Here is a 16,717-nt window from a genome sequence, read left to right on the forward strand (position 1 = left end):
ATGCGAGGGTCATTTATCTAGTCAATTGTAGTTTCAGGAATATTTTCCAGTTGATTGATTAATTTTACATAGCGAATAAATTTAGCTATACATTTTTCTAAATGGTCAACTGTTTTAGGGTCGGTAATGTTCCCTTCAGCATCAAATTTATTTTTAGCACCACCTAGTAAAAATTCATTTCCAGGGAAGACATAAGCATCCACTCTAGGAGACTCCAAAATTTGATCCATATGTAATTGAGCACGCGAGGTCCCTTGTTCCAAATAGGATGCTCCAATAACATACACAGGCTTATGAATAAAAGGTGTAACTTTATAAGATAGCCATTCAATTGTAGATTTTAAAGCAGGTGGAACAGTATGGATATGTTCTGGGGTGGCTATTAATATACCATCCGCTTGAAGTATTTTTTTATTTAATAACTGAATCGCCGGATGATCTGTTTGATCATTACTAGCATCAAACATCGGAATTTGGTTAATTTCAAGAATTTCTAATTCAAAATATTCAGCAAAGTGCCGCTTTATATACTGTAATAATAAACGATTAGACGAAAATTCTGCATTAGAGCCTACGATTCCTACTAATTTCATATTATCCCCCCTTACTCTTTAGCTTCGAACTGTTGATGATAGAACTTGCGAGCTTCATCCACATTTGCTTGATGCCTTTCTTGTAATAGTTCTGTGACACCAATAAATTGAAGAAAATCATTAAAATAAGCTTCTAACTGATTGACCTTATCTGGGAAAACTAAATTCCCTTCTTTATCAAAAGCCTCTAAAGAGTTCCCCATTAAAAATTCACAACCAGGCATAAGCATTGCACGAATAACTGGTGCATTCATAATTGAACGCAGGTGTTGTTGGGCTCTAGAAGTCCCTAAAACACCATAGGAAGTTCCCACAATCATTAAAGGTTTATCCACAAAAGGAAATATATTATAAGATAACCAAGATAAAGCGTTCGTCAAAGCGGCTGGAATAGAATGATCGTACTCTGCAGTAGCAATAACCACTCCATCGGCTGCCTCAATTTTTTCAGCCATTTCAATGATTACCTCAGGTAATTTTCCATCCGCTGGTTTATTAAAGATTGGCAGGCCTCGAACTTCAAGTAATTCGATATTCGCTCTATCTTGAAAATGTTTTTGAATAAATTGTAATAACTTACGATTGGTAGATTCCATAGAATTATTTCCAACGATGCCAACAATTTTCTTCATATTATTATACCTCCATAGAATAGTATTCCTAATTAGAATAAAGATAATAGCGTCAAGAAAATAGGGGGTAAAAAGATTGCCGGTGTATAATTTAAAATCTTTAATTCAGTAATATTTAAAATATTCATGCCTAAGCCAATCAATAATAGTGACCCTACTGCAATAATCTCATTTACCACTGCTACTGATAAAATAGGAGCTAAAAAGCCTGCTAAGATTACTAATAAGCCTTGGATGATTATTACTGGAATTGCCGATAGTAAAACACCTGCTCCCAAAGATGAACTCAATAGAATGGCGGTAATGCCATCTAAGATAGACTTGGTATAGAGCGTGGTATTATCACCGGTTAATCCACTTTCTAAAGATCCTAAAATAGACATTGAACCAATACAAAAGATCATTGCTGCTGAAATAAAACCTTGCCCTAACTGACTATCAGATCCTGGTTTTGATATTTTTTTTTCAATTAATGAAATCCCATAAGTTACCTTTTGATCAATATCAATTGATTCCCCAATCATTGCTCCTACAACAATTGACAAAATCATAACAATCGTATTTTCTCCAGCTAAGGTGCCATCAATTCCAATTGCGAGCACGCATAAAGCAATACCATGCATCAATCGCTCATGGATTTTTACAGGGATTCCTGCCTTTAAACCCATACCGATTAAACTACATATAACGATTACGATACCATTAATAATTACACCCATCTTAACAAATCCTTCACATAAAATTAAGAGCATCCAAAGGATACTCTTGCTTGACTGGCGTACTATCTCACCTTGACACTTAATTATTATAAAGATAAATTCATGATTTTTCCATAGAAAACCAAGAACTAATTTTATTTTAATAATTGATTGGAATTTAGTAATTTATCAACTTGATCTTCTGCAGCAAAACCATCCTGCCCATCTTCAACCAAACACATATCAATTAAAGTTTCTTTAGAAAGCGATTGGTTCTTTAAATCATCACCATATAAATTAGAGTGTTTGCGGTAAATACGATATAGTTCTGTTACGATCACTTTAAGTACTGCAAAAGCAGGAACACCTAGAATCACACCCGTTACACCAAATATGCGCCCCGCTCCTAACAGAACAATTAAAATTGTAACTGGATGGATTTTTAAATTCGAGCTAAGAATTTGCGGTTGAATAAGTCTTCCTTCAACTAAAGCCTCAATCCCTATAACCAATAAGACCTTTATTAACATAAAAGGAGAGGCAATTAAACCAATAATTATGGCAGGAATAGCGGCAATGACTGACCCAATATAGGGAATGACATTAAGAAAAGTAGCAAGTACTCCTAAAGTAATCGCATAGTCTAGGCCTATAATGGAAAAACCAGCAGCGAAAATCATGCCCACAATAATTGCAACAATAATTTGGCCACGAATATATTGACCAATCTGATAGTGAGATTGATAAATCATAGTCTTAGTCGTTTCTCTATAGCGATCAGGAATATAATAAAGTATTTTAGGGAATAGCTTATAACCTTCTAATAAAAGATAATAAAGTAAGACAGGAATAGTAACTAAGCCGGTTACAACCGTTGAAACCGTACCTATCACGCTACCTAATCCACCAAAAGTCGATGTAATTAGCGGTTGAATTTGCTGGATAAGTCCGTTTAAATCAACACTCCCCTCTTGATTAGCCAGATTAGGAAAGACTTCATTAAAATCAGGTAGTAAAGGAAGCTTGTTAAAAACATCTTGAATTCCTGCTACATATTTAGGTAAATCATTAATAAATGAGCGCGTCTGACTTTGTACTATCGGCACGAGTGTAGCTACACCCCAAGTTACTAATAATGAGAGGCCAATAAAAATTAACCATATTGATAAATGACGGTTTACACCGCGTCTAGAGAGTTTAACCACTAAGGGCGAGAACAGATAGTACATAATGCCCGTTCCAATGAAAGGAAAGGCAAAGAAGTTCAAGAAATCAAAGAGTGGTTGAAATAAATAAGAAATTTGTGTAAAAGCATAGATTGCCAAGACAATTAAAATAAATTTTAATAGCCGAATAACATTGCGATCATTCAAGAATTCTGACTTAAATAAAAACTGATTTAATTTTCGCATCAATACCCTCCTATCCTATATGAATTCATCTCAATCATACCACAAATAGAATTAAAATGATTGGCTTAACTACGATATAAATCTACCCTTATGCTATAATACTTTTGAAGAAGAAAGGAGTCCATCTTATGAAAGAAAAATATTTTTTAGGTGGTTATACCCGTCGAGTTAATGAAGGATTAACATCGATCACTTTTGATTCTCAAAAAGAAACTTTCACAGAAAGAGAGTTAATCGATACAATTCAAAACCCCACCTATCTTGCCCTCTCAAAAGATAATCGCTATTTATTTACAATTGAAAAAGAAGAACCTTTTTCAGGAGTGGCAGTATACAAAAAAAAGCATAATGATACCTGGATTAAAAAAAATTATTTTTATCACACCAAAGCAGCAGGATGTCATCTTTTCTATTTAGATTCTAAAAAAGTCCTCTACCTATCAAACTATCATGAAGGCACTATAGAAATCTATCACTTAAATGATGATGAAATAAAACATATACAGACTGTTACCCACGATGGTTCATCTGTCCATCCTAATCAAACTCAGTCTCGTATCCACTTTACCTCTACTTTCAATCAAGATAAGTTTCTTTATGTTTGTGATTTGGGTAGTGATAAAATTTATGTATATTCCTTAGCTGAGAATGGCTCAATCTCCCATCTTGAGCAATCTTTAAATATTCCAGCTGGAACCGGTCCACGGCATTTAGCAATCCATCCTAATCAGAAATTTATCTACATTATTGGTGAGCTGAATAATACCACGATTTTATGTCATCTAAAACAAAATGGCCATTTAGAGATTATTGAAAGTTATCATAATATTCCAACCGATAGTCACCCAGAAGCCACCGGAGCTGCAATTAGAATTTCAAAAGATGGTAACTTTTTATATGTTTCGACACGCTATCAAGATCAAATTACCCTCTTTGGAGTGGATAAAACTAGCGGTAAGTTAAGCCTTCTACAGAGTATTTCATCATATGGAAAAGTTCCAAGAGATTTCTGCTTATCGCATGATGAAAAATATTTGATTGTGGCTCATCAAGATTCTGATTACCTCACTTTATTTAAGAGAAATTCTGCAAGTGGAACAATTTCTTTAACCGATACAAAAGCTTATGCTCCTGAATGCGTTTGTATATTAGCATTAAATAATAAGTAAATTTCATTAAAAAATATATTCAAAAAGTTAGTGATTAGTTAAAAATCAAAATGATTAGCAGATTCAATAGAATTTGCTAATCATTTTTTTGATAACCTTTTACCTTAATGTCACATACCCAATTTCTTGTCCTTTAGTAACTGAACCGCTAGCAGTAATCTTAAACTCATCGATGACCTCTGAACCATTAACAAAGATAACTAACATCACATTATCCTTACCTGCTGCTTCAATTTCTTGATAATCAACTTCTGAAACAGCAGTGGTTGGTGTTAAGTTATCCCCTTCATTAACCAAAGTATTAAAAGGCTTACCTTCTAATTCCACCGTATCTAATCCCATATGAAGTAGTAATTCTAAATTTTCTATTTGTATTCCCATCGCATGTTTAGTCGGAAAAACATTCATTAATTTACCCTGAACTGGTGAGTAGATGGTTGATTGACTCGGTTGAATAGCGTAGCCATCTCCCATCATTTTCTGAGAAAAAACTTGATCGTTGACTTCTTCTAAAGGAATTATTTGACCATCACAGACAGCATGTAGGCTGATTTTTTTAGCTTTTTTCTTAAATAACCCAAACATTTTATTCCTCCTCTTGACTTCATTTTATCATATTTCTTCACAGACTCCTATTTTAAGAATTGACCACATAGTGACATTTGTTTAATTGTTAGCTATAATAAGCGAGAAAAAGATCACGAGGTGATATATAGTGCAAAACCTAGAATGGATGGAATTATTAAAAATTATTTTCTTAAGTATTGTTCAAGGAATTACAGAGTGGTTACCCATTTCTTCAACTGGACACTTAATTTTAGTTGAGGAATTTATTCAATTAAATCTCAATCCAAATTTTGTTGAAATGTTTCGAACTGTTGTACAATTTGGTTCAATTTTAGCTGTAGTCGTCCTTTATTTTAATAAACTTAACCCTTTGGATTTTAAAAAGTCTAGCCAAGAAAGAAAAAATATCTGGGTAATTTGGTTTAAAGTTGCTTTTGCTACCCTGCCAGCAGGAGTTCTGGGCCTATTGATCAATGATTACATGGAAGAGTATTTTAATACTCCTTATGTGGTCGCTGCTGCCTTAATCATTTATGGTTTTGCTTTCTTGTGGATTGAAAATAAAAAGCCAGCTCGTCATGCTAAACAAGTTAATACTCTTAAAAAGATTTCTTTCCCTACGGCTTTTAAAACCGGTCTATTTCAGGCCTTGTCTTTAATTCCAGGTACTTCACGGTCGGGGTCAACCATCCTCGGTGGACTTTTATTAGGAATGGAAAGAACAGTTGCGACAGAGTTTTCTTTCTTTATGTCAATACCTGTTATGTTCGGAGCTTCTTTAGTTAAGTTAAAAGACTTTGGCTTTGCTTTTACTAGTGCTGAACTTGTTTACCTCTTGGTAGGTATGTTTGTTGCCTTTCTTGTTTCCTTAATCGTCATCCGTTCACTTCTTAAATTCATCAAAACGAATGACTTTAAACCTTTCGGTTACTACCGTATTATTTTGGGTGCCGTTGTCATTTTGTATTATTTATTTAAGTAATCTAAAAGAAATAAGAGTTGACCCTATAGTGACCCCAAGAAGTTGGACCAGAAAGATGCGTACATGTTATATGTGCTTGTCTTTCTTATTTTATTGTTTTCTAAGCAGCTTGAAGTGATTGGCGATAAGCAAATCGGGCTCAGCCAGATCAGGCTTTAAGATACAAAATATATACTTCTAACTTGTTTACGTATAAGGACTTATTTTTATTTCAATTTTATGATTGTTTTTATCTTCTTTTGATTCGCATAAATAATATTTTTTTAAGTTGGTCCATCATACTCAAAGCCAATGGAAGCCCAAAAGCTAGACTTTCGGTCTCACGCTTGGACTTCGGCTTTAAAACTACTCATTAACTAAATTCATAAACGTTTGAATTTAATCAATAAGTTTAAGACCCTCTGGTTTAAGTAGATACAGTTGATGACATACCTCTTTTAAATATAAACGATCATGGGAAACGCTAATAATAGTTCCTGGAAATTCGCTTAAAACTTTCCGTATTTTTGGTTGTGAATTCGGAGAAAAATTTCGCGTCGGCTCATCTAAGAAAAGAAGATTCGCTCTCATCAAATCCATTTTTAAAAATAATAATTTTGCTTTTTGTCCTCCTGATAATTCATTGATAGGGTGAGACATTTCCTCAGGAAGAAAATTCATACTGGCCAAAAAAGTCATTATTTGTGTTAATTCTTCGCTGCTTCCTTCCTTAGCAAGTAATTGAATCGGTGTCAAATTCGTATCAACGAATTCACTATGATTTTGAGGCATATAGGCAGGTATAATTCCTTCTCTATCACCATCTTGATTGAATAAAAGCCACATATGCTTTAAAAGCGTTGATTTGCCCACCCCATTGGCTCCCACAATTCCTATTTTATCCTGTCCTTGAACCGTTAGATTAATGTTTGGTGCTAGTAAACGACCTTCAACCTTTAAATTAAGATTGCTTACCTCCATAATCTTGCGCGAATCAGCAATTGGAATGGAGTGGTTAAAAAATATCTTAATTGGGTCTTCAATTATCACTTGCTGACTTCCTTGTTGATGTTCGCGTTCAAGTCTTTTGCCCAATGACTTAACGGTCTTCATCTTTTTCGCTAGTAGTCGTCCGCTTGCTGAATCCTTAGTATGATTTAAACGATGATGCAAAGCTGACTCAAGCCTTTGTTGACGAGCAAACTTTTTAGCATATATTCTTTCATTTTGCTCAAAGTCTTTTTGCTGACTCGCGATCCTCTTATCACGATATAGAAGATAGTCCTTATAAGCTAATTTCGAAACTGTATGACATGGGTCTTTTCTATGCAACAATCGCTCTAAATGAATAATCGAAGTGGCTGTTGATTGTAGTAGCGATTCATCATGTGAAACAAATAATATTGCTTGTTTACTTTCGCTAATAAATTTTTCTAAATACCTTATTGAATCAATATCTAAATCATTAGATGGTTCATCTAGTAGAACTAAATCCGCTTGCTGAGCTGCTATTCTTAACAGTGATAGTTTTATTTTTTCACCACCTGAGAGGGATCTCACTATTTGTTCAGAATGTAGTCGCTCCCAATCAAAACCTATTTTCATTCCAAATTTGATTATTTTATTATAATCCATTAAAAAGGGATCTACCTTTGCGAAAAAGAACTTTTCAATACTTAAACTAAGATCTTCCTCCTTCATTTGTTGAGGGAGGTATGCCATTTGACTGAAAGAATTAATTTTTTCGCCTTTAATAATTAGATAGTTACTAAGTGATTCATCATTCATTAACCACTTTAAGATAGTCGATTTCCCATTACCTTCTTCGCCAATAATCGCTACTTTTTCGCCGGGATGAATAATAAAAGACAAGTCATCAATAATTTTAACGAAATCCTTACGATGGTATAAGCTTAGACTATTTACCTGTAACATAAAAAAACTCCTTTCTACTCTTGTGCCAAAAATCCATTATTAGCAGCTTAGAATAGAATAGAAGTATCCCCTATGTAACATTTGATACTTTCTAAAAAAGTTCACACTAAATAGAAGTCACTTCTACTCATGCTGCTTTCTTAGAAATTGTTCAAATGTAACACTCCTCTTAATAAGTTACTTTAATTAAAGCATATCTTTTTTTAAAATTCAAATTTCACACTCTAAATACTTATACAAAAAGCTTTCCTTAAAAAAATTTAAGAAAAGCTTTGTATATTATCCCATTGCATTCTCTTTGGTAATTTCAGTCACTCCACCCATATAAGGTACCAATACTTCTGGAATTTTAACACTGCCGTCCGCTTGCTGGTAGTTTTCTAGGATGGCTACAACTGTTCGACCAACAGCTAAGCCAGATCCATTCAAGGTGTGAACATAATTCAACTTGCCTTCAGCGTTGCGGTAACGAATCATGGCGCGTCGCGCTTGGAAAGCTTCTGTGTTAGAGCAAGAAGATATTTCTCGATAGGTATCTTGAGCTGGAACCCAAACTTCAATATCATATGTTTTAGCGGCTGAAAAGCCCATATCTCCAGTACAAAGGGTGATTACCCGATAAGGTAGTTTTAAAGCTTGTAAGATACCTTCAGCATCTTTGACCATAAATTCTAATTCTTCATAAGAACTTTCTGGATGGGCAAATTTAACCATTTCAACCTTATGAAATTGGTGCATACGAATCAGACCTCTAGTATCACGACCGGCTGATCCGGCTTCTGATCTAAATGATGGAGACATGGCGGTAAATTTGACCGGTAACTCTTCCATTGCAATTACTTCATCTCGATAGTAGTTGGTTAGAGGAACTTCCGCTGTTGGGATTAAGACAAATTGACGATCATCACTCAACTCAAAAGTATCTTCTTTAAATTTAGGATATTGTCCTGTTCCAAACATTGACTTTTCATTAACTATATAAGGCGGTATAACTTCGGTATAACCATTTCTAGCCGTATGAGTATCTAACATAAAGTTATAAATAGCGCGCTCCAACCTTGCGCCTAACCCCTTATAGAATACAAAGCGTGAACCTGATACTTTGCCTGCTCGTTCAAAATCAAGAATGCCTAAATTCTCTGCAATATCCCAATGATTTAAAGGTTCGAAATCAAAGTCTGTAATCTGACCCCAACGGCGATTTTCAACATTATCTTCTTCATCTTCACCTATTGGTACTGATTCATGAGGTAAATTAGGTAATCCATGTTCAATTTGAGCCAAAGCAATGTCTAGCTGATTTAAAGTCTCATCTAATTCAGCTATTTCTTGCCCTATAACTTGCATGGCTTGAATCTGTTCATCCACATTTCCTTTATTGCGCTTAATAGTGGCAATTTCTTGCGAAACTTTATTACGGACCCCTTTTTTCTCTTCTACTTGAGTTAATAGAGCTCTTCTTTTTTTATCCAACTCTTTAAATTCATTTAAAATTTCTGTTTTTACTCCGCGATGACTTAATTGCTCAACTACTTCATCCATATGGTTTCTCAAATAGCGCCTATCTAACATCTTAATTCCTCCTTTATGTAATAAAAAAGAGACCTCCGTCTATTTGGGACGAAAAAGTCTCTTGTTCCGCGGTACCACCCGTTTTTAAGAATTGATTTAAATTCTTACACTTGTATCATAACGGCGATGACCGGCTTTATTTATGCTTAGCTTTCATAAAGCAGAATGAATACGTGGATTCACTGAATAAGTGATTAGCTCTCATCAACCGCTAACTTTCTGCTTGACCCTTATTTCAGATACTATTCGTACTAACTATTAAATTTATTATATTAAATAGATTTTATTTGTCAAGCTATTACCATTTAAGTCTTTGAGCCTTTTCAGTATCACGATAATGATGTATGGCTTCCAATCCTTCATAGTTCTGTTGTCTTAGAGCTTCATAAATAATAATATTAGCCGTATTAGATAAATTTAAAGAACGAATATGCTGATCATTCATCGGGATTCTTAAAGATTGATCTTTATGAGCTTGCATAAAATCTTCAGGTAGCCCAGTCGTTTCCTTACCAAAGATAAAAAACTGCTCATCAATCGTTGAATCAGCTAAATTAGCTTCGCTATAAACTCTTGGTGCAAATTTAGAAATCAAGTACAATTTACGATTACCTAAAAACTTCATAAAGGCTGGTAAACTGTCATGGTAAGTAATGTCGACATGCTCCCAATAATCTAGCCCTGCTCGTTTAAGCATTTTATCCTCAGTAGAAAAACCAAGCGGTTCAATCAAATGTAAACTAGTATTAGTTCCTGCGCAAGTTCTCGAAATATTGCCAGTATTAGCTGGCATTAGGGGCTCATAAAGTACGATATGGTTTTTCATCGTTTAACTCCTTTTAGACTTTAACTCTTTTTTATTTTTGAGACGTTCAATAGCTTTTTTCATTTCTTTGATGGTTTCTGGTTCAGATTCCTTCTGCAGTTGGTCATAAATCATACTAATCATCGCTTGATTTTTATCTCTTTGGATTACACTAACAGCATAGGCAGCAGTTGCTCGAATCACTGGTCGTGGATCTTTTTCAATTAATTCAAGCAGATGCGGCAAGGCTGTTCGGTCCCGATAATTAGCCAAAGCGATAATTGCATTTCTTTGCAAGGGCTTCTTGCCTCGCCAAGACCCCGCTAAATGTCCAAATTGTCGTTTAAAGGCTCTATTGCTAAGTGATAACATATTCTTTAATATTGGTTTTACTTCGTCTTGGATAGGCTCCATTTCAGGATGAAGATGAAAATCAATGCCCTTGTTATAAGGACATGAAATCTGACAAATATCACAGCCATAAATGACATGAGTCATTTTTCGGCGATAGTCTTCAGCTAAATGTCCTTTGGTTTGAGTCTGATAGGATAAACATTTCTGCGCATTCATCTTACCGTCACCAAAAAGAGCTTGAGTAGGACAGGCTGTCACACAACGATAACAATCGCCACAACCATATGTAACCCTTTTATCTGGCATAAAAGGAATGTTCGTGATAATTTCACCTAAATAAACGTAACTGCCAAATTCTTTAGTGACCAGCAAACCATTACGACCTATAAAGCCTAATCCAGCTCTTTCAGCCACAACCACATCAATCAATTCCCCCGTATCAACCATCGGTTTAAAACGAGCATCAGGAATTTCTGCTTGGATAAGATCAATAACCCTTTGCATACGTTCTAATAAAATATGATGGTAGTCTTCCCCCCAAGAAGCACGAGCAAAACTACCACGACGTTCTTCTTTATTAGAAGCTGGTTCCTTTCTAAAGTTACTAGGATAAGCCAAAGCAATCGAAATAATTGATTGGGCCCCTTCAAAGATTTTTTCAGGATAGATTCTCTCCTCAATGATAGGATGTTCAAAACCAGTGGTATGTCCTTTCGCCTTTTGCTCTCTTAAACTTTCCTCTAAATGGTCAAAAGGTTCCGCTGTCGTAAAACCGATCTTATCCACTCCTAAGTCTTTCAGCGATTTTTTTAAAATGGATTTGACTTTAATAGCCTCTTCTTTTGAGATCAGTTTGTTCAACTCCTATCTAAAAAAAGCACCATAAACGACAAGCGTTTACAGTGCTTCATAATACAAATTTTTACTCTTCTTCTTCGTCTTTAGCACCAATTACTTCAGGTTCTATCACTTCAGTTTCTTCCTCTTCTTCTGGTTCTTCTGTTGGAGCAGAAACTGAAACGATTGTTTCAGTTGAATCTTCTAAGATTTCAACGCCTGCTGGAACTGCTAAGTCAGCAATTGTCTTAGTGTCACCAATTTCCATTCCAGTAACATCAATTTCAAATGAGTTCGGAATAGTGTCTGGTTTAGTTTCGATTTCCACTGTATTAAGTGTTTGTTCCACAATGCCAATTTTAACTGTTTCTTCGTTAATAATGCTTAATGGAACTTCAACAATAATCTTCTGATCAGCAGAGATAGCTTCTAGGTCAACTGAATAGAAAATATCTTTTAAAGCTGCTTTAGAAAAGTCTTTCAAGATTACTTTTTGCGTTTTACCGTCGTAGTTTAAATCAAAAACCGCGTTAGATCCTTCTTTTTTTAGAAGTGATTCGAATTCGCGACGATCAACTAATAAAGAAGTTGCTTCTAATTTTTGCCCATATAAAACTACTGGAATTTTACCTTCACGACGTGCTTGTTTAGAAGCACCGGTACCTGTCTTTGTTCTTAATTCTGCACTAATTGCCATATATAAGAGCTCCTTTATAACTTATTGCATATAGAATGCTAGATTTGCTGTAAATTTTTACACATAAATTATCATATCAAAAACCAGCTCACAATACCAGTGTTTTATGACTAGTCTTAGTGATTTTTCTATATAATTTTCTTTTTTGCCCTTATTCTTTTAAAAAATAACTACAAACTTAATTTATTTATCTTTGGTAGTGGTTTTTCTACTAGTCGTTTTATCTTTTGTTGTTACTTTTTAGCGCTTTTTTCCTTTTCATAAATATTTGAGGGATTATCTAAATCAATATTTTGTTTATCTTGATTACCTTCTTGAGCAGCCTTAATAAGAGTATAAGTTGACATCTTATAAGCATCACTTGCAATATTTGTTTTATTGGTACTATCACAAGCAGCTAATACAAGAATGGTAATAAGAAATAAACTTACTCTTAAAAATGGGCTTTTTAATTTTCTAAGTTTTCCTTTCTAATTGCTTGTCTTATAACTAGTTAAATCTTAGTCAACCCTTGTGCGATTGTCTAGTCAATCCCCTTATTCTAGCTAGTCTAATTTAAAATAAAAAACAGCCAATCTGGCTGAACTCTCTAAAAAGTATTTTTTAAAAAAATATGAGATTTTTTGCTAAAAATCTTTAGCTTTATTACAAATACCGCCGGAGGGAATCGAACCCCCATCGAAAGAACCGGAATCTTCCGTGATATCCATTACACTACGGCGGCCTAACGATTACCTATTATACCAAACTCAAATTGCTAAAAGCAAGAAATAAGCCAATAAAAAAGGACTAACAATTAATGATGCTAGTCCTATTATAAAAATAAGATTGTAAAAATTATCCACTATTGGTCCATGATTGAACCTTGTCTAGACCTAAGGTAAATTATTGGTGTGGTTGTGCCATCTGGATGAAGACGCTCAATTAAAATCAAACCTGCGTCATTGGCATAATAGATACGGATTGTATCTCCGTTATTCTTTGCCATCTCTTCAACAAGCAAAACATCAGTATAAATTTCTTGACCAATTGTTAGCGAGTCCACCCTACCAATTACTTTTTTCTTAATTTCTTCTTGATAGCCTGATTTAAAAATTGTTCCTTCACTTATATCTACAGGTAGAATGAGTGAAACATTGTCATCTGAAGCATCAGCGGAATACCTCAGGTCTTCCACTACCGTATAATTATCAAAGTAAGCGAGTTCATATAGACCATCGGGCTTAATTTGATAAACGTAGGCTACGGCTTTTGTATCTGTAAACTCTGCGACTTGAAAAACTCCATTTGCATCAGGCATGAATTCCATGATGATATCTTTAGTAAAGTATTCACTTCCATCTCCCACGTATTGATAATTTAAATAATGCACATAAGGAATGAGTTGCTTAAATAGACCGACATCAGCTAGAGGGTCAAAAACAGCTTCATTACTTGTTTCAAAAATTTCTTGACTAGACGGCTCGTCAGTTTGCTCTATCCCTACTTGCTCTTCTGTCGTTTCCTCTTGGCCGTGAACTATTGCTAAAGGATTTAAATTAAAAACCAGGAAAATGCCTAAAAGAGTTAAGAGCAGGTACATTTTTTGAAATTTACTTTTATTCAAATTCATTCTACCTCCCATGTAATTGTTATTATATCTATAATATATCCTTCTTCAACATAACTATTATATCATAGCTAGTTTAAAGGAGGCTTGAGTTAAAATGGAATATTTAATGAAATTAAGCCTGTAACACGCTAATCTTATGAATTTTTTATGAAGACTCATTTTAAGATGTTATTAATAGCGTTTTCTAAAATCCTTATGATATGCTATAGAGACAAGACGTAAGTTAAAGGAGAGAGAAAAATGACAAATTGTATTTTTTGTAAGATTATCAACGGAGAGGTTCCTAGCGCTAAGGTCTATGAAGATGATGAGGTCTTTGCCTTTTTAGATATCACTCAAGTTACCAAAGGACATACTTTAGTCATACCAAAGAAACATGTTAAAGATATTTTTGAGTATGATCCAGAGTTAGCAAGTACCGTTTTTAGTCGAATTCCGAAAATTGCCGACGCCATTAAAAAAAGCATACCAGGTGTTAAGGGCATGAATATTCTCAATAACAATGGAGAAGTCGCCTATCAATCTGTTTTCCATTCACACATTCACCTGATTCCACGTTATCATAAAGAAGAAGGATTTAAATTACATTTTGAAGACCATTCAGATGGTTACACTCAGGATGAATTTCAGCAATTGGCAGCATCAATTAAACAAACAATAGAAAGTGGCGATTAGTATGAAAAATTTCCCACAAGGTTTTCTAACTGGCTTAGCTCTTGGAGTACTAGCGGGGTTAATGAATGCTAAACAATCTGGTGAGAAAACAAGACATCAACTAAAAAAGACTTATAAAGATTTTAAAGTTGATTTCCAACAAGTTGATCAAGACTATGCCCGTTTTCATTCAGCTATTCAGTCATTGACTGCAGAAGCTAAGCAAACTATGGACTTTATTTCTCATTTAACCAATCAAACTAAACAAAAAGTCATGGATGAAACAGAACCTAGAATAAGAAGAATTAAAGAAAATGTTAAGCAATTAAATGAAGATATTGAGGGAATGTCTTCAGCTAATTTAAACTCATATAAGAATTAAATTCAGGTTTTAATTTATAAAAATTATGATGTTTTTTAGAATTTCTAGCTTATATTATCTTTTCTAATCATTAAGTGTTAAGATATATTTATGCTTATGTTATAGCAAATTATAGTAGAACTATAGGAGTGAAAATTAATATGAAAAAATCAATCCGTACTTGGATTTTAACAGCAGCAAGTGTCGCACTTGTTGCATTGCCGAATTTAACAAGCGTTTCAGCTCAAGAGGGTGTAATTGCCACTATTGGAGAGACAACTATCACTGCTGAAGATTTTTATCAAGATATGAAAGAACAATTTGGCTCTACTGCTCTACGCTCAAAAATTATTGAAGCTGTTTTAATTGAAAATGTAGAAGACGCTGAAGGAGCTAAAACAAGAGCTGCTGAAGAAGTTCAGTCACAAATTCAAGAATTAGGTGGAGAAGAGGTATTCCAACAATTCTTATCTTACCAACAATTAGGTAGCGCTGAACAATATGAATACCAATTATATATCCGTAATCTTTTACAAGAAATTGTTGAAGGTCGCATCGATATGTCAGATGAAGCCATTCAAAATTTCTATGATAATGATTACCAACCAATGATGGAAGCACAGCATATTCTAGTTGATACGGAAGAAGAAGCTTTAAATGCTATTGAACGCATCAATAATGGCGAAGAATTCGATACCGTTGCTCAAGAATTATCTAAAGATGGTTCTGCAGAAAATGGTGGATTATTAGCCCCTTTCTCGCCAGGACAAATGGTTCCAGAATTTGAAGAAGCAGTTAAGTCTTTAGCTAATGGAGAAATGACGAGCGAACCTGTTCAATCTGAATTTGGCTACCACGTTATTAAAACAATCAACAATGGTGAAAAGAAACCATTAGAAGAGAGTAAAGAAGAAGTAGTTGAAGCATATAAACAAAGTAAGTATGCTGACTCTAACTTTACCTATGGAATTGTCGGAGAGCTTATTAAAAACTCTGACTTAAAGATTGAAGATCCTGAATTAAAAAATGCAGTAGATGATTTAATCAATTTAGCTGACCAACCAGAGGATGCTTCTGCTGAGGAAGTACCTGCTGCTGAAGAGGCTCCTGCTGAAGAAGCGCCAGCCGAATAGAAACTATTTTAAATATAAAAAGGTTGAGGAAAATCCTCAACCTTTTTTGTTTTACTGTATTAAAATATTAAAGCGTTTCACGTGATTTTTGCTCTTTAATTAAGTTATTAACTTCTGCCATCAATGCTTTCGGCAAGTCTTTAGTATCCATTAATTCATTATGAACAATAAAGTGTTCAAGTTCATAAAGATTTATAATCCATGGAGCTACATCCTCAGCATTGGCTTCTTCTCTATCAGCAAACCAATATTCAAAAGTAAAGAGCGTAGTATCTTTTTCTCCAGGATCAATTGTTAGAACCATATCGTCATTTTTCCATAAATAGGCCAATAAATGTCCTTCTTCAACATCTGTTAACATCAAATGATGCGCTTGTCCATTTCTTGTTACTTTAAATGACCCACCTGGTTTGCAGTCAATCATCCTCATATCTGACTTCCACTTAGATAAGTATTCATTATCAGTCAAATGGTTCCATACTGCTTCCGGAGTTGCATTAATTTCTCCTTCAAAGAATAGAGAAAAACCAAGATCAGTTTGAGGGTTTTCTACTTGTTCATGGTGACAACCACATCCATGATGGTAGTTATGTTCTGCATGATGATGGCATCCACATAAGTGCTCAGAGTTCGATTTAGAATGATTAACTTGGCATTGACTCTCATGATTAGACGCATGATTTTTGCAATTACATTTCTTTGGATTGCTATTATCTGTCATTTAT

17 protein-coding genes, 1 tRNA gene and 1 other annotated feature are annotated in these 16,717 nt (G+C 34.4%); of the genes, 5 read left to right on the forward strand and 13 right to left on the reverse strand.

The features are described 5' to 3' along the window. Positions 1 to 17: 17 nt before the first annotated feature. The 4 genes from ACQV2S_RS04630 to ACQV2S_RS04645 form a co-directional block, all read right to left on the reverse strand. A complete protein-coding gene (locus tag ACQV2S_RS04630; RefSeq protein ID WP_428872952.1) occupies positions 18 to 593 on the reverse strand; it encodes an NADPH-dependent FMN reductase in 576 nt (191 codons plus the stop codon). A gap of 11 nt (positions 594 to 604) precedes the next feature. Then, positions 605 to 1,225 (reverse strand): NADPH-dependent FMN reductase, encoded by a 621-nt coding sequence (locus tag ACQV2S_RS04635; RefSeq protein WP_428885086.1) that lies wholly within the window; start codon positions 1,223 to 1,225, stop codon positions 605 to 607. 32 nt (positions 1,226 to 1,257) lie between these two features. Continuing rightward, positions 1,258 to 1,977, reverse strand: coding sequence for a DUF554 domain-containing protein (locus tag ACQV2S_RS04640; protein ID WP_428885087.1), 720 nt, complete (start codon positions 1,975 to 1,977; stop codon positions 1,258 to 1,260). A 101-nt stretch (positions 1,978 to 2,078) separates the two neighbouring features. Further along, the gene (locus ACQV2S_RS04645; protein ID WP_428872946.1) at positions 2,079 to 3,335 is read right to left on the reverse strand and encodes an AI-2E family transporter; all 1,257 of its coding nucleotides are present in this window, start codon (positions 3,333 to 3,335) and stop codon (positions 2,079 to 2,081) included. A gap of 128 nt (positions 3,336 to 3,463) precedes the next feature. Here ACQV2S_RS04645 and ACQV2S_RS04650 point away from each other — a divergent pair, with 128 nt between their 5' ends. Further along, positions 3,464 to 4,504 carry a lactonase family protein gene (locus tag ACQV2S_RS04650; protein ID WP_428885089.1) on the forward strand — a complete coding sequence of 347 codons (1,041 nt, stop codon included), beginning with the start codon at positions 3,464 to 3,466 and terminating at the stop codon, positions 4,502 to 4,504. A 99-nt stretch (positions 4,505 to 4,603) separates the two neighbouring features. On the opposite strand, the gene ACQV2S_RS04655 is transcribed toward ACQV2S_RS04650, so the two are convergent. Next, positions 4,604 to 5,089: a PTS sugar transporter subunit IIA gene (locus tag ACQV2S_RS04655; protein WP_428872944.1), complete on the reverse strand. Its 486-nt coding sequence runs from the start codon at positions 5,087 to 5,089 to the stop codon at positions 4,604 to 4,606. 148 nt (positions 5,090 to 5,237) lie between these two features. On the opposite strand from ACQV2S_RS04655, the gene ACQV2S_RS04660 reads away from it, so the two are divergent. Next, entirely contained in the window at positions 5,238 to 6,053 is an 816-nt protein-coding gene (locus ACQV2S_RS04660; protein ID WP_428873012.1) for an undecaprenyl-diphosphate phosphatase, read from the forward strand. A gap of 378 nt (positions 6,054 to 6,431) precedes the next feature. Here ACQV2S_RS04660 and ACQV2S_RS04665 read toward each other — a convergent pair whose 3' ends face one another. From ACQV2S_RS04665 to ACQV2S_RS04695, 7 genes are all read right to left on the reverse strand, one after another. Continuing rightward, positions 6,432 to 7,967, reverse strand: a complete 1,536-nt coding sequence (locus ACQV2S_RS04665; protein ID WP_428874646.1) for an ATP-binding cassette domain-containing protein — start codon at positions 7,965 to 7,967, stop codon at positions 6,432 to 6,434. 279 nt (positions 7,968 to 8,246) lie between these two features. After that, positions 8,247 to 9,539 (reverse strand): serine--tRNA ligase, encoded by a 1,293-nt coding sequence (serS, locus tag ACQV2S_RS04670; protein WP_428872942.1) that lies wholly within the window; start codon positions 9,537 to 9,539, stop codon positions 8,247 to 8,249. A 41-nt stretch (positions 9,540 to 9,580) separates the two neighbouring features. After that, positions 9,581 to 9,804: a binding site (T-box leader), on the reverse strand. 33 nt (positions 9,805 to 9,837) lie between these two features. After that, positions 9,838 to 10,365: a tRNA (uridine(34)/cytosine(34)/5-carboxymethylaminomethyluridine(34)-2'-O)-methyltransferase TrmL gene (gene trmL / locus ACQV2S_RS04675; protein WP_428872940.1), complete on the reverse strand. Its 528-nt coding sequence runs from the start codon at positions 10,363 to 10,365 to the stop codon at positions 9,838 to 9,840. 3 nt (positions 10,366 to 10,368) lie between these two features. Continuing rightward, positions 10,369 to 11,550 (reverse strand): tRNA epoxyqueuosine(34) reductase QueG, encoded by a 1,182-nt coding sequence (queG, locus tag ACQV2S_RS04680; RefSeq protein ID WP_428873011.1) that lies wholly within the window; start codon positions 11,548 to 11,550, stop codon positions 10,369 to 10,371. Positions 11,551 to 11,620: 70 nt separating this feature from the next. Continuing rightward, positions 11,621 to 12,232 (reverse strand): 50S ribosomal protein L25, encoded by a 612-nt coding sequence (locus ACQV2S_RS04685; RefSeq protein ID WP_428872939.1) that lies wholly within the window; start codon positions 12,230 to 12,232, stop codon positions 11,621 to 11,623. A 652-nt stretch (positions 12,233 to 12,884) separates the two neighbouring features. Continuing rightward, positions 12,885 to 12,956: transfer RNA gene (locus ACQV2S_RS04690), tRNA-Arg, on the reverse strand. Positions 12,957 to 13,076: 120 nt separating this feature from the next. Next, the gene (locus ACQV2S_RS04695; protein WP_428885090.1) at positions 13,077 to 13,844 is read right to left on the reverse strand and encodes a hypothetical protein; all 768 of its coding nucleotides are present in this window, start codon (positions 13,842 to 13,844) and stop codon (positions 13,077 to 13,079) included. Positions 13,845 to 14,084: 240 nt separating this feature from the next. On the opposite strand from ACQV2S_RS04695, the gene ACQV2S_RS04700 reads away from it, so the two are divergent. From ACQV2S_RS04700 to ACQV2S_RS04710, 3 genes are all read left to right on the forward strand, one after another. Further along, on the forward strand, positions 14,085 to 14,519 hold the full coding sequence (locus ACQV2S_RS04700; protein ID WP_428874644.1) for an HIT family protein: 435 nt from the start codon (positions 14,085 to 14,087) through the stop codon (positions 14,517 to 14,519). Position 14,520: 1 nt separating this feature from the next. Next, positions 14,521 to 14,880, forward strand: a complete 360-nt coding sequence (locus ACQV2S_RS04705) for a YtxH domain-containing protein (protein WP_428872935.1) — start codon at positions 14,521 to 14,523, stop codon at positions 14,878 to 14,880. A gap of 140 nt (positions 14,881 to 15,020) precedes the next feature. Further along, positions 15,021 to 15,992, forward strand: a complete 972-nt coding sequence (locus ACQV2S_RS04710; protein WP_428885091.1) for a peptidylprolyl isomerase — start codon at positions 15,021 to 15,023, stop codon at positions 15,990 to 15,992. A 67-nt stretch (positions 15,993 to 16,059) separates the two neighbouring features. Here ACQV2S_RS04710 and ACQV2S_RS04715 read toward each other — a convergent pair whose 3' ends face one another. Further along, positions 16,060 to 16,713, reverse strand: a complete 654-nt coding sequence (locus ACQV2S_RS04715; RefSeq protein ID WP_428885092.1) for an SRPBCC domain-containing protein — start codon at positions 16,711 to 16,713, stop codon at positions 16,060 to 16,062. Positions 16,714 to 16,717: the final 4 nt, after the last annotated feature.

This window comes from Facklamia sp. P13064 (genome assembly GCF_050409425.1).
Lineage (GTDB): Bacteria > Bacillota > Bacilli > Lactobacillales > Aerococcaceae > Facklamia.